The 20,862-nt window shown below is 52.7% G+C and carries 13 protein-coding genes; 6 read left to right on the plus strand and 7 right to left on the minus strand.

What is annotated here, in order from left to right; translation table 11 throughout:
• Positions 1-147: 147 nt before the first annotated feature.
• Both DZC79_RS07730 and DZC79_RS07735 read left to right on the plus strand, forming a co-directional pair.
• Positions 148-390 carry a hypothetical protein gene (locus DZC79_RS07730; protein ID WP_118950994.1) on the plus strand — a complete coding sequence of 81 codons (243 nt, stop codon included), beginning with the start codon at positions 148-150 and terminating at the stop codon, positions 388-390.
• Positions 391-410: 20 nt separating this feature from the next.
• Positions 411-1,529: a glycosyltransferase family 4 protein gene (locus DZC79_RS07735; RefSeq protein ID WP_118950995.1), complete on the plus strand. Its 1,119-nt coding sequence runs from the start codon at positions 411-413 to the stop codon at positions 1,527-1,529.
• Between the two features lie 6 nt (positions 1,530-1,535).
• On the opposite strand, the gene DZC79_RS07740 is transcribed toward DZC79_RS07735, so the two are convergent.
• From DZC79_RS07740 to DZC79_RS07750, 3 genes are all read right to left on the minus strand, one after another.
• Positions 1,536-2,618, minus strand: coding sequence for a cytochrome-c peroxidase (locus DZC79_RS07740; protein WP_198666818.1), 1,083 nt, complete (start codon positions 2,616-2,618; stop codon positions 1,536-1,538).
• A 29-nt stretch (positions 2,619-2,647) separates the two neighbouring features.
• On the minus strand, positions 2,648-3,433 hold the full coding sequence (locus DZC79_RS07745; protein ID WP_118950996.1) for an MbnP family protein: 786 nt from the start codon (positions 3,431-3,433) through the stop codon (positions 2,648-2,650).
• 103 nt (positions 3,434-3,536) lie between these two features.
• Positions 3,537-4,463: an isoaspartyl peptidase/L-asparaginase family protein gene (locus tag DZC79_RS07750; RefSeq protein ID WP_118950997.1), complete on the minus strand. Its 927-nt coding sequence runs from the start codon at positions 4,461-4,463 to the stop codon at positions 3,537-3,539.
• Between the two features lie 87 nt (positions 4,464-4,550).
• Here DZC79_RS07750 and DZC79_RS07755 point away from each other — a divergent pair, with 87 nt between their 5' ends.
• From DZC79_RS07755 to DZC79_RS07765, 3 genes are read left to right on the plus strand one after another with little or no spacing between them, the layout of a single operon-like run.
• On the plus strand, positions 4,551-5,363 hold the full coding sequence (locus DZC79_RS07755; protein WP_118950998.1) for a DUF3658 domain-containing protein: 813 nt from the start codon (positions 4,551-4,553) through the stop codon (positions 5,361-5,363).
• Between the two features lie 12 nt (positions 5,364-5,375).
• Positions 5,376-5,753, plus strand: coding sequence for a hypothetical protein (locus tag DZC79_RS07760; RefSeq protein WP_118950999.1), 378 nt, complete (start codon positions 5,376-5,378; stop codon positions 5,751-5,753).
• A 33-nt stretch (positions 5,754-5,786) separates the two neighbouring features.
• Positions 5,787-7,433, plus strand: coding sequence for a S8 family peptidase (locus tag DZC79_RS07765; protein ID WP_118951000.1), 1,647 nt, complete (start codon positions 5,787-5,789; stop codon positions 7,431-7,433).
• Positions 7,434-7,445: 12 nt separating this feature from the next.
• Here the strand turns inward: DZC79_RS07765 and DZC79_RS07770 are convergent, their stop codons facing one another.
• On the minus strand, positions 7,446-8,591 hold the full coding sequence (locus tag DZC79_RS07770) for an SAM-dependent methyltransferase (protein ID WP_118951001.1): 1,146 nt from the start codon (positions 8,589-8,591) through the stop codon (positions 7,446-7,448).
• 165 nt (positions 8,592-8,756) lie between these two features.
• Here DZC79_RS07770 and DZC79_RS07775 point away from each other — a divergent pair, with 165 nt between their 5' ends.
• Entirely contained in the window at positions 8,757-9,326 is a 570-nt protein-coding gene (locus tag DZC79_RS07775) for a DUF308 domain-containing protein (RefSeq protein WP_118951002.1), read from the plus strand.
• Between the two features lie 187 nt (positions 9,327-9,513).
• Here the strand turns inward: DZC79_RS07775 and tamL are convergent, their stop codons facing one another.
• The 3 genes from tamL to DZC79_RS07790 all read right to left on the minus strand — a co-directional run bounded on the left by tamL (position 9,514) and on the right by DZC79_RS07790 (position 20,853).
• Positions 9,514-11,868 carry a translocation and assembly module lipoprotein TamL gene (gene tamL, locus DZC79_RS07780; RefSeq protein ID WP_118951003.1) on the minus strand — a complete coding sequence of 785 codons (2,355 nt, stop codon included), beginning with the start codon at positions 11,866-11,868 and terminating at the stop codon, positions 9,514-9,516.
• Positions 11,869-11,902: 34 nt separating this feature from the next.
• Positions 11,903-16,948 (minus strand): translocation/assembly module TamB domain-containing protein, encoded by a 5,046-nt coding sequence (locus DZC79_RS07785; RefSeq protein ID WP_118951004.1) that lies wholly within the window; start codon positions 16,946-16,948, stop codon positions 11,903-11,905.
• 116 nt (positions 16,949-17,064) lie between these two features.
• Positions 17,065-20,853, minus strand: a complete 3,789-nt coding sequence (locus DZC79_RS07790; protein ID WP_118951005.1) for a sensor histidine kinase — start codon at positions 20,851-20,853, stop codon at positions 17,065-17,067.
• Positions 20,854-20,862: the final 9 nt, after the last annotated feature.

Consider the following 20,862-nt stretch of genomic DNA (forward strand, 5'->3'; position numbering starts at 1 on the left):
TATAAAGGAATGATCAAAAAGCGGGAATTGAAAGCGAAGATGCGTTGCCCTTCGCAGTGCCCGAGACTGGAGCTGCTGGAGCATGTCAAACGTGATGAAGGCGGTGTGTATTAACAGCATTGCAGTCCCGGGATGGTATAACCAGCTTTGCCCACCAATGGAAGCGCCGGTCGTTACCAGTATTACCTGCTGTTCGAAGGCATACATACTCCTGAACCCATGCCGCACATCGACCTGGACGCCGATACCACCATATGCCTTGATGCAGCGCCGCTGATCCTTACGGATGCTGAAATACACCGGCAATGTAACCCTGGTGCGATAAAGACTTTGCTGATACACTGCGTGTTCCGGCCGGCGTCTTCGACGCCGGCCATTTGTTTTCCATAATTATTCCCATCTTTGCGGCTATGCTACGAATCGGCTTCGATGCCAAGAGAGCCTTTCTGAACCATACCGGCCTGGGCAATTACAGCCGTTCGGTAATCAGTGCGCTCGCCCGTTTTTTTCCGGCAGAAGAATATTTTCTATACACCCCCAGGATCGTCCAGGACGACCGCACCCGGCCGTTGCTGCAGCCTGCTGTTACGTTGAGAAGCCCGCGGTTCCCCATACTGACCTCTGCCTGGCGCAGCCGATTTGTGGTACCGCAGCTGAAGCGCGACCGGCTCGATATTTATCACGGGCTCAGCCACGAACTGCCGGCAGGGATACAACATACCGGCATCAAAACCCTGGTCACCATACATGACCTGATCTTTCTGCGGTATCCGCAATATTACAAGGCCGCCGACCGTAAGATCTACGAGCTGAAATTCAGGTATGCCTGCCGCCACGCCGACCGGATCATCGCGGTAAGTGAGCAGACAAAAAGAGATATCATACATTACTTCGGCACAGAAGCCGACCGCATTCATGTGGTCTACCAGACCTGCGACCCTGTGTTCGGCAAAGCCTGCAGCCCGGAAGTCCTGCAGCAAGTACAGCAGCGATACGGGCTGCCCGACCGGTACCTGCTGAACGTAGGCACCATAGAGGAACGCAAAAACCTGATGCTGATCGCCCGGGCGCTGAAGGCGCTTCCGGTGGAGCGCCTGGTTGTGGTGGGCAAGCCTGCCGCTTATGCAGAAAAGGTGAAGGCCTACCTGAAAGCGCAGCACCTGGAAGAGCAGGTCATCTTCCTGGAAAACGTGCCCTTCGCCGACCTGCCGGCGTTGTACCAGCTGGCTTCGGTGTTTATTTATCCATCCGAATTTGAAGGCTTTGGCATCCCGCTACTGGAGGCCTTGTATTCCGGTGTGCCGGCCATCGGCGCAACGGGCTCCTGCCTGGAAGAAGCCGGCGGTCCCGGCAGCTTGTACGTACCGCCCGGTGACGCGACAGGGCTTGCAGAAGCGATAAGGAAGGTCAGGGACAATGAATCGCTGAGACAGGCCATGATCGCTACCGGCAAACAGTTTGCCGCTGCTTTTACAGAGGAGGCGCATGCTACCCGGCTGATGCAGCACTACAGGGAGCTTGCAGGATAGCTCACCTTATTGCTTAGGCTCCTGGAAGCGGATATCTTTTACAAAGGTCTCGTCGTTCAGGGTATTGAGGAAGGCCTTCAGTTGCTGCCGCTCCTGCGCGCTGAGGCTGATGCCGCCCGCCAGCAGCGGATCAAGGTTGGGCGTCTGCTGTACATCATTGGTATAGTGATCCAGAACGGCATCGATAGTCGCCAGGCGGCCGTCATGCATATAAGGCGCTGTGTATTTCAGGTTGCGCAGCGAGGGCACTTTGAATTTATAGAGCGAAGCAGGGTCGTTGGGGGTGATGATACCGCGGCCGCTGTCGACCACACCTTTTTCGTTATTCACCAGGGCCAGGCCATTGTTGCGGAAGCTGAAGTCGGAGAACAACGGCTCGGTATGACAGGTCGCGCATTTGCTGCGAAAAACAGTCAGGCCCGCCAGCTCATCGGTATTCAGTGTGCCTTCCTGGCGCATATATTTATCGTAAGGTGCATTGGCCGAGACCATCATACCCATAAACTGCGCTAAAGCCCTGGACATTTTCTGTGTTGTGATCTCCTCTGTACCGAAAGCTTCTTTGAACATTTGCTTGTACTTATCCTGTGCCTGAAGCTTGGCCACCACATTGACCAGGGTCTCGTCCATTTCCAGGGGATTGGTAATGGGAGCAAAAGGCTGCATTTCAATATGGTTGACGCCGCCATCCCAGAAAAAGCTGCTGTGCCAGTTGAGGTTGAACAAAGACGGGGAATTGCGGGTGCCGACACGCTCCTTTACCCCGTGGCTCACTTTGTGATCAAGCTGGGAGAAAGCCGCGAAAGGCTGATGGCAGGTACCGCAGGAAACCGTATTGTCGCTGGACAATATAGGATCGAAGAACAGCTGCCGCCCCAGGCGGAAGCCGGCTTTCGTCAGCGGATTGTTACTGTAATTATACACCGGCAGGGGCCAGCTGGCAGGGATACGGAACTCGATATCGGCCAGCGAAGGATCTTCGGGTGTTCCCGGGTCGGTGACATTATCTTTTTTACAGCTGTAGAAGGCAAGCATGCCTCCCGCTGTCAGCACCAGCAGGCTGCGCAATACGGAACTTCTGATCTTCACACGGAAAAGAATAAAGGATATACAAATAATCAGTTCTGCACTTTGGTTACCGAGAAGGAATAGCTGAAGTTGCGTGCAAGATCAAAGGCCTCAACCCCGGCCGAACCAACCTGGTTCAGCGTCTGGAGATCGATAGGCGCGAAGCCATTAAACCATTTCAGCAGATCGGATTTAAGGGTCAGGCTTGAGCTGGTGTTATCACCTACAGCCAGCTCCTGTGGCAGGGGCAATGTTATTTCATTCAGCACACTGTTCTTACCGGTAAAGCCGCCCAGATGGAAAGAGAATACAGCATTAGCATTGGTCGAGGTCTTTAAAAAATCGCCTTCGACCTTGGCCATAATATAACCTGTGCTCCAGGCCCAGAACATGCCTAAGGCCGGATCCAGCGCACCGGTCTGCGCACCCGATACATTCCTTGTGCTGTCCACCCCCAGCAGCAGCTTTACGGCAGTATAGCTTCCCGCAGGAATACCGGCCACATCGAAGCTAAGCGATGAGGCTTCTGCCTGGTTGACCAGGTGATAGCTTTCGGGCTCGGCATATTCGGAACCGTCGGCTTTTACCAGCTTAATATTGCTGACATAATACTTATACATCGTCACATTGAACTGATCACCCTGGGGTGTATTATAGACATATCCCTGGCTATTGCCCAGGCTCAGCGGTGTGTTGCCTGCATAATGCTCAAAGTGGAAAGCGGCTTTCCCTGCGGGTCCCGGTTCTGCTACAGGTTCGTTTTTTGAGTCTTTCGAACAACCGGTCAGTACAGCAGCAGGTATAACTGCCGCAAATAGTAAAGCTTTAAATCTCATAGTTCTGTTTTATTATAAACCGTTCTGGTCTGCTCTTTCTAATTTTGGGCCTTAAAGATAATATTTTTTTATTTATCGAAGCAGGCTATTAAAACGCCGGATACTATTCCGCATGGATAAATACGCCATGCTTTCCGTTACTGCTCCGGTAGCCCCGGTACATCCCTTCGGAATTGAAGGGCATGGCCACATTTCCCTGCGCATCGACAGCAATGAGGCCGCCTTCACCGCCGATAGCAACCAGGTCGGTCATTACCACCTGCCGGCAGGCCTCCTCCAGGGAACAGGCTTTATAAGCCATCAGGCAATGTACCTGGTGCGCGGCTACCTGTCTCAGGAACAGCTCGCCATGCCCGGTACAGGACACCGCGCAAGTGGCATTGTGCGCATAAGTACCCGCACCGATCACCGGGGTGTCCCCTATCCTGCCGTATTTTTTATTGGTCATGCCACCGGTGCTGGTCGCTGCGCAAAGGTTACCCTGGCTATCGCGCGCAACAGCCCCTACAGTGCTGAACTTCCGGTCGCCGGAAGCGCTATGGTCCAGCTGGATACGGTCGGCAGCCAATGCTTCCTGGTATTGCCGGTAACGAAAGGCGTCAAAAAAATATTCATCCGGCTCAAATGCCAGACCCTGCAGGCGGGCGAAGGCTTCAGCTCCCGCACCCGACAGCAGCACATGCTCCGACTGCTCCATGACCGCCCGGGCCAGGTGTATGGGATTTTTTACCCCATGCACACCGGCCACTGCACCGGCCGCCCTGTTGTCGCCCCGCATCACCGAAGCATCCATCTCCTGCCGTCCTTCGTGGTTGAACACAGAGCCTTTGCCGGCATTGAACAGCTGGCAGTCTTCCAGCGACACGACAGCGGCCGTAACCGCATCCAGCGCAGTGCCCCCGGCTTCCAGCAAGGCAAACCCCGCGTTCAGCGCAGCATTCAGCCCAGCTTCATAAGCCGCCTGCTTTTCCTTGTCGAGCAAATGGCGGGCAATAGTGCCCGCGCCTCCGTGAATGGCAATTGAAAACATAAGCGTATGAAAAGAGAACGAATATAGGAATTTTCGACCGCGGCCTTTGCTTTGCCGTTCCATAAATTACACTTTATTTTGCAGGCTATGAGTGTGATCCATCTTATCGTAGGCGATCTGACCGCCACACCCGTTGTTGAAGCTATAGTCCAGGAATTGCTGGAAGGCGAAGTAGTGGTCCTGAAAGATATTTTACATGTAGGCCCCTTAAAAACGGAGGGGATGACCTTCAGTGAAGGCCGCAGCGCATTTTGGACGCAAGTTGCGCCCGAAGGGCAGCCTGCTGCGGAGGTTGACGACCTTGAACGGCTGATGGCGGTTTCCAGCAGGCTTTCCAATGATCCGGACCTTAAAATATGGTTTTGGATGGCGCCCGCGCCTGCCGATGTAATGGCTTATTTCTGGCTGCTGCATTTCCTCAAAAAACACCAGGGAAGATTTTCTGTCATCAATATTAACGGCCTGCCCTTCCTCGACGCCAACGGCAAGCTCTTTTACCCCGAAAGCATAGGTCATATTCCCGTAAAGGAAATTGCAAAAGCCAAAAAACTGGCCCGGGTAACGACGGCATCCGAGTGGGAGACCGATGGCGACGAATGGTCCCGGCTCATCGAAGAAAACGCAGGCCTGCGGATACACCAGGGGGGCAAAAAGCTGGCGCCGCAAAGCATCGACCATTACGATATCCTGCTGCTTACTTTTATCAGCAACCAGAACCAGAAAGCAACGAAAGTGATCAACCAGGCCATGAGCAAGCATAAGCTGCCCACCGGCGATCTGTTTCTCCACTGGCGGCTGCGTGAGATGGCTGCCTCCGGCCAGATCGAGCTCAGCAAAGGGGACGTAAAGCTGAAGGAACAAACTACTGCGGATGAAGCGACGGACACACCCACTGAATAATAAGAAAGCATCATGATCACGATAACGCCCCTCGACCCCATCGGCAACGACGAACGCGGCACCACACATGAATACTTTCATGAGCGCATGGGCCGGCACCTGCTTTGCTTCCGTAAAGCCGGTACTGTAAGCGGGCGGCATTATCACAAAGGAATTTCCCTGAGCAAGAACCCTGAGATCCTTATCCTGGCGCATGGCAATCTGCATCTGAACTGGCGCCCTGTGCATCAGCCGAAGACCGAAACCCAATGGGTAGAAGGCCCGGCAAGGATAGAAATCCCACCTTATATATGGCATGAAGTGATTGCCGTAACCGATTGCATCTTCCTTGAGCTGAACTCGCTCTCCGAGCATGAAGCAGACACCTTCACCGATAGTGGAACACTATGATTTATTCGTAACTTTAGACGATAATCACTATTTATGAGGGGTATCGTCTCTATTAGCCTGGCATTCCTGTTCCTGAGTCTTACTTTCCTTTCCGCGGAAGCCCAGAGCCCGCAATACGCCTTCCGTGTAACATTTACGGACAAACGGGCTACTCCCTATTCTTTATCTGCCCCTTCTGATTATTTATCGCCGAGAGCACTGGCGCGCAGGTCAGGCTTCAGTATCGCCATCGACAGCACCGACCTTCCGGTGGTTCCGCAATATATCGACAGTGTGCTGCATACCACAGGCGGTGTGCTCCACAGCCGCTCCCGCTGGTTCAACTCCTGTGTGCTGCTGCTGGAAGATTCTGCTGCCATCTTAGCGCTTCAGCCTATTGCTTTTGTAAGCGGCATAAAACGGGTAGCCTACTATCCCGGTGGGCTGCACCACAAGCCTGCTCCCCCAGGTACGGAAGGAGAGCCTGCAGGAAAGCCCACCGGTTTCGATCTGCCCTTCTATAGTAACGCCTGGTCGCAGATCCACCTTTGCAATGGCGAGTACCTGCATGAGCAGGGCTATATGGGCGAAGGGAAATTGATCGCAGTAGTCGACGTAGGCTTTAGCGGCGTCAACACAGCAGCAGCTTACGACAGTATGTTCCAACAAAACAGGCTCGCCGATACCTGGAACTTCATTTATGATACGACTTACGTATTCGATTACAGCAGCCATGGCAGCCAGGTGCTGTCGTGCATGGCCAGCTATATGCCGGAAACCCATGTCGGCACGGCGCCCAGGGCTAGCTATGCCCTTTATCTGTCGGATGATGCCGGTACGGAGCAGGCCATCGAAGAAGATAACTTTGCCGCTGCTGTGGAACGTGCCGACAGCCTCGGCGCCGATCTCGTCACGACTTCACTGGGCTATAACACGTTTGACGATCCCGCCGATTCCCACACCTATAGCGAGCTGGATGGCAAAACGACTATTCCGGCACGCACCGCTAACATCGCGGTAAGAAAAGGTATTTTAATGATCGCCTCTGCCGGCAATGAAGGCACCTCGTCCTGGCAGCATATCCTGACACCGGGCGATGCCGACAGCGCAATGACCATAGGTTCGGTAGACAACCAGAAAGTACCAGCCTCCAGCTCAGGCAGAGGGCCCAATGCTGCCGGCATGCTTAAGCCCAATGTATGCGGTCAAGGGGTGCAGGATTTCGTCATCAACCCTTCCGGTTTAGTTTCCCTGGCATCGGGCACGTCCTTTGCGACGCCCGTGATCGCCGGCCTCACCGCCTGCCTGATGCAATCGTTGCCCTCCTGGCCTCCGCTGAAGATCCGTTCGCTGATCGAATCCGTATCCGATTCATTCGCTCATCCCAACAATATCGTCGGCAACGGCGTGCCCGATTTCAGGAGGGCCTATGAAACCACTGGGATTTACGGCACACCAAAGACGCGTAACGACCTTTTCAAAATCTATCCCAACCCTGCTACAGACCAGGTATTCATCAGCACTGCAAAAGCCCCTGGCAAGCTCCAGTACCGGATCAGCGACCTGCAGGGCAGGAAGCTGATCGAAGGGACGAGCAACAGCGGCGAAGCGATCCCTGTCGGTATGCTGAACAGCGGGCTTTACCTGCTGCGCCTGGACAACGAAGAGGGTTACCAGGTGACCAAGCTCAGCATCCGCTAAGACCGCTTCAGCCTATGGCATTCTCTTACGGAACACGGCAAGGTACAGGCAATCGGCCTGCCGGCCGATGCCGTCGATCAGCTCCTTGTACAGCAGCTGCAGTGAGGTATTTTGCTCCAGGCGGGCTACCACATCTTCGTTCTCTTCGTGGAATACGCTGCAGGTAATGTAAGCCAGGATACCTCCCGGAGCTACATAAGACGCGGCATTGGCCGCAATGGGATATTGCAGCTGCCGGAATTTCTGCAAGTCTCTTTCCGGTCTGAAAAAATGGAATTGTTCAGGCGTACGCGCCCAGGTACCGCTGCCGCTGCAGGGTACATCGCAAAGCACAAGATCAAACTGCCTTGAACCCATTGCCTTCTTTACAGCTTGTTCATCGGCGCTGTTCAGCACCAGCGTATCGACCTGTCCCAGGCTATACAGCCGGAAGCGCTGCCGCAGGTTGTGCAGGATGCTTTCCCTGATATCCGTAGCCAGCAGGCTTCGGACACCGGTCCTGTCCTTCAGCAACAAAGACTTTCCGCCTGCACCCGAACAAACATCCCAGGCGGAAGCCGGCTTGACGCCCGTTTCCTGCAACAGCAGGTGCATGCTGGCCTGCGATGCCCAGTCCTGGACGACATAAGCATCCGCAGGCAGTATTCCGTCTACAGCCGAGCCATTCGGCAGCTTCAGGCAATCGTTTGCCATATTGCCTGGCAAGGGTTCTGCCGCGAACGGGATTCCGTTCTCCTGCAGCAACCTCTTTATTTGCTGCGGATCGCGGCGCAGGCGCAGGAACAATTGCGGCTGCTGCCACAGGGACCTGAGCCATTTGCTTACAGGCAAACCCGGAGAAATGTGCTCATCAAAATCGTGCAGCTGATCCGGTAGCATGTCCGGCGTCGCCGGTTGCGGCGGGATCATCTTTTGTAAAAAGGCATTCTGACTGCTGCAACGTGTAATCCCTTGCGCGATCACCGTTTCTACAGCCACCTCATTGTTGAAAAAACGCCGGCAGCGATAATAAATATACACCGCCTCGCTCAGCGCCTTGCGGTCGCGGGAGCCCAGCTTGGGATATTGCCGGAAGTAATGCTTCAGAAAGGCTGCCAGGGGCGTGTTACCTTCATATTGCCGGATGATGCGTTGGATATGATCCAGGAAAAAAGACATCTATAGAGAAAAATGATCGTTTTTATAGAGAAAAAAGATAGCACACCAGCTCACTGACAATGAATCCGGTATGCAAAATTCGACGATTTAGGGCAAACGGCCGCAATTCTTTCTTCAACAATAAAAAAGCAGAACTGTTACCATAAACAACTAAAATCTGCTGTTATGGACTATTCCCTTCAAAGAACCGGAACGGCCAAACAGAACAACCTGCTGGTCGCAAAGGGCACCCTGGCCATCGCCTGGGGCATCGCAGCGCTGTTCTGCGCGCTCATCGATACCATGGCCCTTATTGTTTCCTTCGGTATACTCAACCTGGCTGCGGCTCTACTGACGTTCATGTATGCCTACAACAACAGGCATCTGCGTATCGCCCATCAATGGCTCCTGCTGGAAGGAATGGTAGAATTGGCTGCGGGTATCGTGTTCCTGTTTTTCGTGCCTGATGTCGCCCATTTTATCCTGTATATGAGCTACGGTATTATTTTCGTCGTCACGTTGCAGTTTATTTATGGGTTTACCCTATTGCTGATGGAACGTTTCCGGCCTCAGAATATGATTATGCGTTTTGTAAGCGTGCTGGTGGGTACGGTGATCGCCGTGGGCCTTATCGCACAGGTATTCAGTCCTGTCGCCTCCTTTGTGCTCGTCGGTATTTTCTCCATTATCTACGGCATTTTAAATATGCAGTTTGCGGTCAAGCTAAGAAATGTGATCATGGGAGAAGTAGAGTAATGTGTGTTTTAATATCCCTGGTTACAGACAGCAGATCCGGCCGGCTAAACACCGGCCGGATCTTTTTTAGAAAGCGTATTTTTATCACGCAGCGATGCAGCGCCGCTATGCATATAAGCCAAAGTCCTTTGGGTATAGAAAGCGAGACCGGTCAGACATATCCCCCAGGCAAAACGCGACAAAGCGCCTAGAAGGGATAGCCGATAGCCAGGTTGAAGAACAGGTTTTCCTTGCGCCAGTCGGGATCGCCGAAATGGATATCGTTGAAGCGCCAGCGCTGCCCTTCCGGGAACCAGGGCTTGCGGATGGGAAAGGCGAAGTCCAGCCGCAGCAGCAGGATCGAGAAATCGAAACGCAGGCCCAGGCCGGCGTCTGCGGCAAGCTCCTTATAAAAGCTTCCGGTAAATTTACCCCCGGGGAAAGTCGGGTTATCATTCAACAGCCATACGTTGCCGGCATCGACAAAGGCGCCGCCTTCGATGAATTTGTACAGCTTGGCCCGGTATTCTACACTGAATTCAGCCTTGATATCGCCCAGTATTTCAATAAGCGAATCGGTACCCCGCAGGTATCTTTCATTAAAGGTACCCGGTCCCAGAAGCCTTGAGGGGAAGCCGCGCAAGCTGCTGCTACCGCCGCTGAAGAACTGTTTGACATTAGGCAACCGGCTTGAATTGCCATAGGCATAGCCATAGCCGAAAAGCGCCCTTGCTGCCAGCACCGTTTTGGGGGTCAGGTTATAGTAATACCGGAAGTCGATCTGCGTCTTGAGGTACTGCGCGTAGTTGGAGTTGAAGATCTTTTTGGGCTTCTCCTGGGAAGCGCCCTGTGCCAGGCCAACGATATTACCGGACAGATCGATCAGACCATTGAAATAGAAATTGCCTCTTCGCCGTACACCATCCAGCTGCGAGTTGAACGTATATTCATAGGTAGGCCCGAAGATGATCCCGTTGAACAACAGGTTGCTTAAGTTAAATTGCCCGCTCTTGCTATTGTCGATCGTATCGGTTCTTACATAAGTAATATTGAAGGGGTACAGCTTATGGTCTTTGCGGATGTCTTCTTTCCAGTTGAAGCCATAGCCGAAGCTGAGCGAGCTGATCCGGTAAAAGCCCGCCCGAAGGGAGTAGTTATAGGCTGCCGAAATGATCGTTCGGGGGATATACATACCCGAGGGCTTGATGTTCACAAAGGGGATCAGGAAACGGGGAATATTCAGGTTGGTCTCCAGGCCTGCATTGTAGGCGTTTGGTCGCCTTACATTTGATCCGCCGCCAAACTGTGCTTCCATACTTCCTGTCAGCTTTACTGTAAAGATCTCAGCTCCCCGGAACAGGTTCTTGTTGCGCCAGCTGACCGACCCCCTGATACCGCCACGGGTATCGTTCTGCGTATAGCCGCCCAGCTCACCTCCGATAGACTTACGGGCATATGGGGTCAGCAGGTAAGATACATCGAGCAGGTTGCGGCTGCTGTCCTTCAGCGGGGTGAATTCATTCTTTACAAACTTAAAGGCGCCCAGCGTTACCAGGCGGTTCAGCGCAATGTTCTGGTCTTTTTTATTGTATAGCTCGCCCGGCTCAAACTGCATGGCCTGGTAAAAGACATAGGGCCGGTACAGGTGCTGACGGTCGATCACCTTAAAGTTATCGAAAACCAGGGTATCTTCTCCCTTAGGTATCCGGCGCGGGCGGTTGAGCGTATCGCTGGCGGTACGGGCATTTCGGTTGCTGTTGCTGCTGAGACGGTAATTGGGAAACACGGTTACGGAATTGATCCGGTACTGCCGGTAAGCGTTCCGGGGCATTTCGCTGTACTTCATCTTAACGATGAGATCAACCAGGTTAGGTCCCGCACCGGTGTCGGCATCGACCAGTATAAATTCGGGAGAGAAATAATAATAGCCTTTATTCTTCAGAATATTGTCGATCCGGAGGCGTTCATCTTTAATCATCTGCAGGTTGTAAGGATCGCCCGGCTTCAGCAAAGACTTGCTCTCATTGTCGACAATGTCCTTTGCCAGCTGGGAAGTATCGCTCTTTTGATAGTAAACATCGCGGATATAGGTACGCGGACCGGTCTTCACTTCGAAAAAAGCATGTGTTTTTTTCTTTTTGGTTTCCTTTCGCCCTGCAGTCTCTGCGCTAAAGTAGCCGTAGTTGACCAGGATATTGTTCAGCACTTTATTGTTTCCGTCGATGCTCACACTGCTGCCCAGTACAGGCGGCTCGCCTATCTTGTTCCGCAGCCAGTTGCGAAAGCCTTTTTCTTTTTTGGGCACACCGGCAATGTTATACAGGGTCAGCTTCAGGCGGACGGTAAGGAAAGAAGAATTGGGTTTAGGGCGCACCGCCTCCGACAGCTCCGTTTCCAAAGCACTTTTGTCCTTCTTCGCTACGAAGGTATCCATGATCTTTACCTTATTGCCCAGGTACAGGGATTCATTATCGCTCAGGTAACGGGAATTGCTGCAGGACAATGCCTGCAATACATAACCGACCAATAAAAAACTATAGATATATCTGCGAAAACGGTACATTATGCGCTATAAGTTATAACCTTTTGCATGAACATTACTGTGCTGCGCCGCCGTTCTTCTGGGCCTGCCTGGCGCGTTCTGCCTCCCTTTTCTTACGGTATTTATCCCAGTTGCGGAAGATGTACTTGAATTTGTTGTATTCAATATTCAGGCGGAAGCTCAGCCCGGTTTCCACCACATAGCCGTCGACCAGGTTCTGCAGCTGGTTAACACGATAGCCCCTTACCTGGTAACGGCCATCCTTGGTGAGCATATAATCCAGCGACAGGTTACCGGGAATAAGGCTGCTCTGCTGTGTTTGCGCCTGCTGGCCTTCCAGCTGGAAATCGTTGCCTACCGTTACTTTCAGCCGGTCGTTGAACAGCCTCTTCGACGCCGTAATGTTCAGATCGGTGCGGGTAGACCGGTCACCGGTAGAATAGTCTTCCGAGGATTCCAGCCCTACGTTCAGCTCAAAGCCCTGCACCAGCTGGCCTGCGAGGGCATTCAGCTGGTCGCTGAGGAAACGGCTGGCGCTTTGCCGGGCGGCATATTCCACGCCGCCGCCTGCGCCTGAAGCAAAGGGATCGTCGGTAATGAAACGGCCCAGGATAAGGGCGGCGAATACCTGCTTGTTCAGGATAGAGGGATCGTTACGGATCTCAATCAGCTTCCGCTGCACCTGCTCCGCAACCGAAGTGCTGACCACGTTTTCCTTATCCTCAGGCAACACGATATCGAAAGTGATCTCGGGCTTCATCACTTTGCCCTTGAGCTTCAGCAGCACCTGGAACGGAAGCCGCTGCTTGTAATAGTTCAGATCGGTTTGGTCCACCTGCTTTTCTACCAGCTCATAGGGCGCTATATTGGCGGCATAAGCAGCGGTAATGTCTACCTCTGCGTCAAGGGGGTCTCCGGCCAGGGTGATCACGCTGCCCGGTTGTATCGCAAATTTCTTCCTGACGAAATTATAATTCAATTCATAATACCCATCCTTCAGCTCATAGGTACCGGTAAGCCCCACAGCTCCATCGGGACCGATGAAGGTATTGAGGTTTGCTTCGCCTTTCGCTTGCAGGTTATCGCCGGTAACGGGATCGATCACCACATTAAAGATGGCATTTTCCTCGATGCCGACATTCACATTCATTTGCGTCGCGCGGGAAAGGCGCATATTACGCGCGGTAATGATCTGGGTGGAATCTACCCAGGTCGTATCGCGGCTGTCGACGAAGCGTACAATACCTTCGGACTCCTGGATACCAGGACCATTGTCTATCATCGCATAGGTAAGGCGGGTGCTGTCGTGTATCGTCAGCTCCCCATCGATCTTCGGCGCCGTGGCCTGTCCCTTTATATTGAGGTCTGTGCTCAGGATCAGCTTGCCGTAAAACAGCTCATTGTCTTTTTGCGTGGAGTTAACGGCCTCCCAGTGGTCGGCTTTTACATTCAGGTTAAGGTTGTAGCGGGTATAGTTCCGGGTACGGACACGACCGTCGATCGTTGCAGCGTTACCGTTCCGGTCCCTGATCGTAAAATGATCAAACAACATGCCTTCCCTGGCAAAACGTATCGTCTCGGAAGGCATGGTGAACGGCGCGTTCAGCATGCTTACGGTTGTTGTCAGCTTATCGGTATGCAATTCGCCTAGCAGCTTTGGACGGTCGGTAGTCCCGGCTATATTAAGATTACCCCGAAGAAAACCGGAACTGTTGCGGATCGAGCCGAAGCTGAAGCCCTGCAAGCTTTTCAGGCTGAGCGCATTGACCACGAGATCGAACTTAAACTGGTTGCTGTCTACCGGCTCGAGGAAATAACGGCCATCCAGTACCACATCATTCTCGTTCCCGGTCAGCTGCAGGTGCGCATCGTAGGTGTTTTCCGTTTCATTCTGCGCAGTCAGCTTCAGGTCGCCCACCGGCTGGTTAAAAGCGACAAGCTGGTTGATATTCGCATCGGCATTGATTTTGGGGAAGGAGTCCCTCAGATCGATTTTGGCGTTGACATTGAGATAGCCGTCGGCCACAAGCGTATCCCTGCTGATCATACGGGTAACATTGGACAACAGGAAATTCCGGACCGACACGGTAAAGGGCGCTTTGAATTCGGGCTGCTCGCTGTTGACCTGTATCGACTGGTTATCTTTGCTCATCACAAAATCCCGGACATAAAACCCGGCAGACCCCAGCACAATGCGGTTTTGCGGATTGACCGCCCAGCGGTCATAATCGAGCACAATGCCCCGGAACATACGGATATAGGTCAGGCCCGAGTCGCTGCTCAGGTCGTGATACATAGCAGCGCCAAGCGCAAACTGCTCTTTTTTCACCGAATCGGCAATACGGGCCCGGGCATAAATGCTGTCCCGGCGCAAAGAACCGGATACAGAAGGATACCAGAGGGCAAACTGGTCCTGGGTAAAGCGTTTGAGCGAAGCGCTGTAACGAAGCGTATCCCCTGCTTCATAAACCTTCACCACGCCGCTGTCGACACGGTTCTTGCCGTAGATCACCTTAGGTACGTAAGCGTCTATATTGAAGGCGCCGGGATTGAGCACTGCAGCCAGCTTAACGCTATCGAAAGGCTTCAGATCGGGCAGCCAGGTCCTGAGCAGCGGGCGGTATACAGCATGAGCGTTGAGCGTCATATCGTACTGCCCCGGCACATTAATGACCGTATCGGTGATCCGGTAGTGATTGTTGATATGGCTCAGCGCGGCATTGCCGATCTGCGTCAGCGGGATATGTCCCGTCAGGTTGGCATAAAGTACATTCGACGCATTCAGGTAAATATTCTGCACACTGTCGGCATCAGGCTTTGAACGGAAAACAATACTATCAAGGTGCAGATCGTAGCCCGGCATATGCAGCTGTGGTGCGGCATAGGTCAGGGTACCGCTGGGATAATCGGGATTCAGACTCTCAAAATCGGCATGGATATCACCCTTGATCCTCAAGGTATCGCTGTACAGGTTCAGTGCCTGCGGATCAAAATTGCCGATGCTGAGATCCGCTTTCAGCGCCGGGTATTTATTGCTGAGATCGGCCAGGGCCGTCAGGGTGAAATTAATATTGGGATCAGCCGAATTGCCTTTGATATCAGCAATCTTATTGGCCAGCGTTCCTCCAAGATGAATACTGTTGTAATTGTATTGCATCACCCAGGCCGAAGCGATATCGGCGTCGAACGTCGTGTTCATTTTATTGACATCGAAGCTGGCGCCCCTGGCATTGGCGCGCATCGTGATTTTTCCCATAAGGGTATCCTGCCTCAGTATGCGTCCGAGGTTAAGGTTATTGGTCGTCAGGGCCAGATCGTATTGCTCTTTGCCTTCACCCGGCGACATCAGCAAGCTTCCCTTCACCGTGGCATCGCCGTCGGCCGTGCGGATATCGAGATCGGGCCGGTAATCTTTGGTAGTACCGGACAACAGGCCCGACATCGAAAACCATTCGGGGATCCGTACCTGCTGCTTAAGGCTATCAGGGATGAAAGGCGCAATATCCTGGTAAGTGCTGCGCAGGGTAGCAATGTTCAGATCGTAATTCAGCTTATCGGCATCGGGAAGCCCGTTCAGCCGGCCTTTCAGCGCCACAACGGTGCCCTGCAGACCCGAAGCGTTGAAATCATTAATGACCAGGGCATTAAGGAATCCTTTGATCTGCGCTGCCACCTGGAACTGCTGGCTGGCATAAGGCGCAAGCATTTTGCGCTGCTCGGGCTGCATGAACAGCAGCACATCCTTCATGCTCACCTTGCTTTTGCTGATGGCAATATCCAGCCGCATCTTGTTCATCTCCTTCTCCAGGGAAGCCAGTGAGGGATAGCTCACTTCGAGCCGGTCCTGCAAGGTGGTACCGGGCGTCTGCAGGTAAAGCTCCTTCAGCTGTGCGCCTTTATTGCAATAGAGGAAGCGGGTACGCAGCTCGATAATGCTGAGCCCGCTCTGCTCATTGAGCGCCAGGTGCTTCAGGTTGCCCGAAATGGTGTCGGGACTGTAAAGAATATCTTCACCATTGAAAGAAAGATGCTGGAAGTTCAGGTGCGCATAGTCCATACCGATGGGTTGCCGCCGTTCGGCATTGTTATCCAGGACAAAACCGATCTCTTTCAGCATCAGGCTGCCGGCCAGCACCCTCCAGTTATTGTTGCCCAGCGAGTCTTCTGTGGCTTTATCCAGGTCCTTCGCCACCTTCGCAGCTGTCTTCGGCTTGCCCATAGCCACCGAAGAGGCTACATTCTCCAGCTGAAGCTTATCGATATCGACCAGCTGCTCCTGCAGTCCGAAATGGTTGATCTTCGTTTCCAGCAAGCCTACCTGTATGCCGAAATACATGGAATCCTGTTTCCCGAGAAAGGCAAATTTAATGTTGTCCAGGTGCAGCTTCTCAACAGCCAGCTGAAAATCTGCGGCAGGTGTGGTATCTTTTGGCGGCGGCGGCAGGTACGAGGTATCTGTGGCAAAGTAGGATTGCAATCCGCCTACACTGAATTCCTTCACCTCAAACTTCATTCGCTCCAGGTCGATCTTCCCTGGGCGCAGGGTCAGGTTGCCGAGATTCATAGAGAAATAGGTACCGCCGGTCGCATCGTCGTAACGCAACCGTATATTTTTCAGCACCACCTTGGCAATATCGATATCCATCGGCTTGGATGCCGCGGTATCCTTTGCACCTTCCGGCTGCGCGGCTGTGGTGTCGTTACCGGCAAAGGCTTCGATAATAAAATTGTAGTTGAATACCGTATCGGGCAGCGGGCGATACACATGCGTATTGACACCTTCGAGCAGGATATCGTCTACAGCGAGCTTGCCTTTGAGCAGGGCAAACATATCCATATTGATCCGCAGGCGCTCCACGGCAAGCAGGGTATCTTTTCTCTGGTCTTTCAGCAGCACACCTTCCAGCAGGAGCTTATCGGGAATGGAATAGTCCAGCTTCGCGATTACCAGCTCTGTCTTCAGCTTGTTGCGCAAGTATTTAACCGCCTGCTGCCGTACAAAGTTTTTACCCCACGGTGTTTGCAGGAACACAATGACGAGTATAACCAGAAGCAGGATACTGCCTATGATGTACAATATTATTCTGAAAAACCTGCGCATTCCTCGGTGATTGTCAAAAAAGTCGCGATGAAATTCTGCAATTTATAAGGCATTAGCAAATAAAAATAAAACAAAAGCCGGAAAATTCCGGCTTCCCAGCTAAGGGCGATAATGCCTTAATGATCTTTTGCCACGCTGCTATGCGCGCTTTCCACCAAAGGTAAGCAGACAAAGAAAGTGGAGCCTTCATGCAGCATCGTTTCAAACCATATGCGGCCGTTGGAATGTTCCACCATATTGCGGGTCATCGATAAGCCCAATCCTGTACCCGACGACTTGGTTGTAAAATACGGCACAAAAAGCTTTTCCTGGAGCTCTTCGGGAAAACCACTTCCGTTATCCTCGACTGCAATAACAACGTCATTATCCTTTTGTTCATAGCTGATGCGGACCAAGCCGGCCTTATGCTCCTCGATAGCCTGGATCGCATTCTGAATCAGGTTGGTGAACACGCGGATAAAATAGCTCTTGTCCATATAGATGCAAAGGTTCTTATCGCCGGGCTCCAGCACAACCGCTACTTTATTATCCTTCTGGAACAGCTGCACCAATGAATGCAGGGCCTGCTCCAGCTGCAAAACTTCAGGATCGGCCTCGGGCATTTTGGCAAAGCTGGAGAACTCGGATGCGATCAGGTTCAGGTTTTCGATCTGTTCGATCAGCGTATCGGAGACCCTTGACGCCAGCGCATGGATATCGGGGCGATCATTTTTGATTGCCTGCTGCAGGTACTGGATGTTGAGCTTCATGGGCGTAAGCGGGTTCTTGATCTCGTGCGCCACCTGCCTCGCAATTTCCCGCCAGGCCGCCTCACGCTCGGTACGGGCCAGCCGCGAAGCCATCATTTCCACTTTCTGCATCATTGTATTGTATTCTTTTACCAGCACTCCTATTTCATCTTTATAAGGCCATTCGATATATTCATTATGCCGTAGCCGTATATTCCTGAACTGGTCGATGAGCAGGCGGAAAGAACGGATAATGCTGTTGGAAATAATGATCGCAAAGATACCCGACAGGAAAAAGATAAGCGCATATACATTGATCAGCGATACCAGCACATTGGATATCTCGTCGTTCAGCTCCCGCTGCGAGGCATAATAAGGCAGGTTGACATAAGCCAGTATCCTGTCGTTACGGCTCCTGAGCGGTGTGTATATACTCTGGTACTTCAGGTCGCCGATCTGTTCGCTGATGAGCAGCTCCGTCTGATCGCCGTTGCGCAGCGCCCTGAATACTTCGGGCTGGATATGCCGCGACAACAGGCCGTTCTTCACCAGTTCGGGCTGGGAAGTGGCGATCAGCTTGCCCGAACCGTTGTACAGGTTAATATCGGCTCCCTGGTCTTCGGCCAGGGCATTGAGGCGGTAGCTGAGATCGGAGTAATTGTCGATCGGCCCGGCAGGCCCGGCATTGAGATCAAGATGATGTTCCTCTACAAACTGGTTGATGTTCTGGGCATAATACAGCAGCAGGTTCTGCAGGCTTTTCCGCTGGTTCTCCTTGTACTTGCTGCTGAGGAAAGAAAGGGTGATCACACCGACCACCAGCAGCGAAGCGAATACCGTAACCAGGATAGTCAGGTTGATCTTGGTACGGATAGTAAAATTGAAATTCCGCAGAAAGAAGCGGGTACGCGCCGGATAGAAGAAAAGCTGCCGGACAATAAAGGTGAGACCCGTAAGCACCAGCAGCACCGCCAGCACATAGCTGAACAGCGAAATGACACTGATGAGCAGGTTACGATCATAGATCACCTCGATCTGCTCTTCTTTCGATGAGCGGTAAACCAGGCGGGAGCTGTTCCAGGACTCGTAAAAGCGGGTCTCCAGGGTATCGGTGCTGCCAGCGTTGATATAAGGAAAAACGTGGTTGCCATACTGCGTCCACAGGGTATTGTTCCTGTAGATACCATAAGCATATTTATCAAAATAGAGCTGGTCGGTAGGGTTGTATTTCTTTCCCAGGAACGACCGCCGGCTGATCATTTTCGGTGTCTTATCGACAGCGACATCGAAATCGATATAACCCAGCGTATCGCCGGAGCCGCCGGGCGCCGGAATAGGGCAACGCAACCAGAACAGGTGCCCGTTACCGGCTGCCCGTCCCATCGCATATACGAATCCCTGTGTGGTCACCGTGTCGGTTAGGCGTGACAACTGCGCATCGGTCGAATCTCTGCCTCCCTGGGGTTTGCGCCGGCGGTCATAACAATAAATGGAGACACTGTATTTGCGGGCATACTCCGACAGGTAATTGTAAAAAATGTACTTTTCCGCAAGCAATTGGCTATGCTGGCCAGGATCCCGGAAAAAGGATTGGATCACCGTATCTTTCTGGAACGAAGGGGCGAAGTCCATAAAAGTATAGAGCAGCACATAGGCATCATCGACCTGCTGCTGCTTCTGGGCAAATACGGTCCGCAGCTCTTTCTCCTTGATATAATTGAAATAAAAGATCTCCAGGGTGATCCAGGAGCACAATATGGCAAACCAGAGATAGGAGGTCGGCGCAATGGACAAGTCGTACAGGCGGGTGCGCCGCTGCATAGGCAAGCCGAAAGCATCGATCAGCAGCAGGCCGGCAAAGGACATGAACATAATGGCCATATTGAACACATTAAGCTCCGTGCCCGAAAGCCGGTACACAATAAGCAGGCTTACCAGCAGCACAAAGCCGTACTTGAGCCAGCTATGCCGCGTCGCGCGGGCCAGCAAGGCATTGATGATGCCCAGCACAATAAGGAAATTGATGGTAATGACGGAAAGCGTAAAGATACCAACGAAAGTATAGGGCGTGAGGCTGGAAAAGTCGCCTACCTGGAACGAGATCTTACTATCGATCACCAGCTTTCGCATATCGGGAGCAATGTCCTGGTACAGGAACAGGATGAGGCCCGTCGCGAGCAGGAAACGCAATATCCGGTCGACCACCTGGTGCCGAAGCAAAGGTTGTGTCGCGACCGGCACATAAGCGATAAAATAAAGCAGCAGCCAGAAAATGATCGCCGTAGAAACAATGAAATCGCCCAGCGACCTTACCCGTTCTCCCGAAGAAAACAGCTCGGGAGAACAGAGCTCCGAATTGAGATAACCTGAAGGATAGGTGATCCAGCTCCGTCCGAAATAAAATCCTGCCAGTATGACGAGCAGCACGAGCCAGCCCCGGAATGGCTTCCCGGCGCGCGGACCGATATCGAGACATACCTCGTGCAGCCAGAACGCGAAGCTGAACAAGGTAACGATCGTAAACAGCCATACGGCCAGCCCTGCCGTATAGGTTTCTTCCGCCGTTTCACGAAAACTGAGATAGAAGGCTGCATTCCCCTTGTCGCGCCATACGGGATAGCTGCCGGGCCCTGCCGTATCGGAAACGCCTGTGGATACAGGTATCCGCGGATCGGCTACGAAACGGGACTGGAAGTACTGGTTTTCCAGCGGATAATTGTAAACGACCGGAACCAGGGTGTAGGCAAACACCGCATTGCTGTCGGCTTCAGCGGCATAGCGGGCCAGCGGCCATGTGCGTATGTAAAAAAAGCCCGCAGTAAGCCGTTGCAGCTTGCCCCCGAGATAGGCATCGGGATGACGGCGTACCATTACCGGCAGATCTACCTGAGAGGTATTCCACAGCAGGGTTTCCTTCGATGTAGCAAGGAACAGAAAATAATCCGTGCTGAGGGTGCTTTTACCACGGGATTTAAAAAACCGTCCGAACGCGCCGCTGCGGCTGTCTTTTACGGTAGCATTTTCCTTTATGCTGAAATCCCGCTGGACATAGTGCACCAGCCGGCGGGGGCTGTATTGCTGCTTTTCCCAATGGTACAGGATGGTACAGGCGACCAGCGAGATCGCAAATACCGTAAGCCAGCCCAGATGTGGCACATTTTTCAGCCACTTATTCAATGTGTAGTG

The organism is Taibaiella helva, assembly GCF_003545695.1.
Taxonomy (GTDB): Bacteria; Bacteroidota; Bacteroidia; order Chitinophagales; family Chitinophagaceae; genus Taibaiella; species Taibaiella helva.

Bases quoted from the DNA above. Each gene is read 5' to 3' on its own strand.
- DZC79_RS07760 (WP_118950999.1), top strand. From the start codon at position 5,376: ATGATCACGATAACGCCCCTCGACCCCATCGGCAACGACGAACGCGGC.
- DZC79_RS07775 (WP_118951002.1), top strand. From the start codon at position 8,757: ATGGACTATTCCCTTCAAAGAACCGGAACGGCCAAACAGAACAACCTG.
- DZC79_RS07750 (WP_118950997.1), bottom strand. From the start codon at position 4,463: ATGTTTTCAATTGCCATTCACGGAGGCGCGGGCACTATTGCCCGCCAT.
- DZC79_RS07745 (WP_118950996.1), bottom strand. From the start codon at position 3,433: ATGAGATTTAAAGCTTTACTATTTGCGGCAGTTATACCTGCTGCTGTA.
- tamL (WP_118951003.1), bottom strand. From the start codon at position 11,868: ATGTACCGTTTTCGCAGATATATCTATAGTTTTTTATTGGTCGGTTAT.
- DZC79_RS07765 (WP_118951000.1), top strand. From the start codon at position 5,787: ATGAGGGGTATCGTCTCTATTAGCCTGGCATTCCTGTTCCTGAGTCTT.
- DZC79_RS07755 (WP_118950998.1), top strand. From the start codon at position 4,551: ATGAGTGTGATCCATCTTATCGTAGGCGATCTGACCGCCACACCCGTT.
- DZC79_RS07735 (WP_118950995.1), top strand. From the start codon at position 411: ATGCTACGAATCGGCTTCGATGCCAAGAGAGCCTTTCTGAACCATACC.
- DZC79_RS07770 (WP_118951001.1), bottom strand. From the start codon at position 8,591: ATGTCTTTTTTCCTGGATCATATCCAACGCATCATCCGGCAATATGAA.
- DZC79_RS07785 (WP_118951004.1), bottom strand. From the start codon at position 16,948: ATGCGCAGGTTTTTCAGAATAATATTGTACATCATAGGCAGTATCCTG.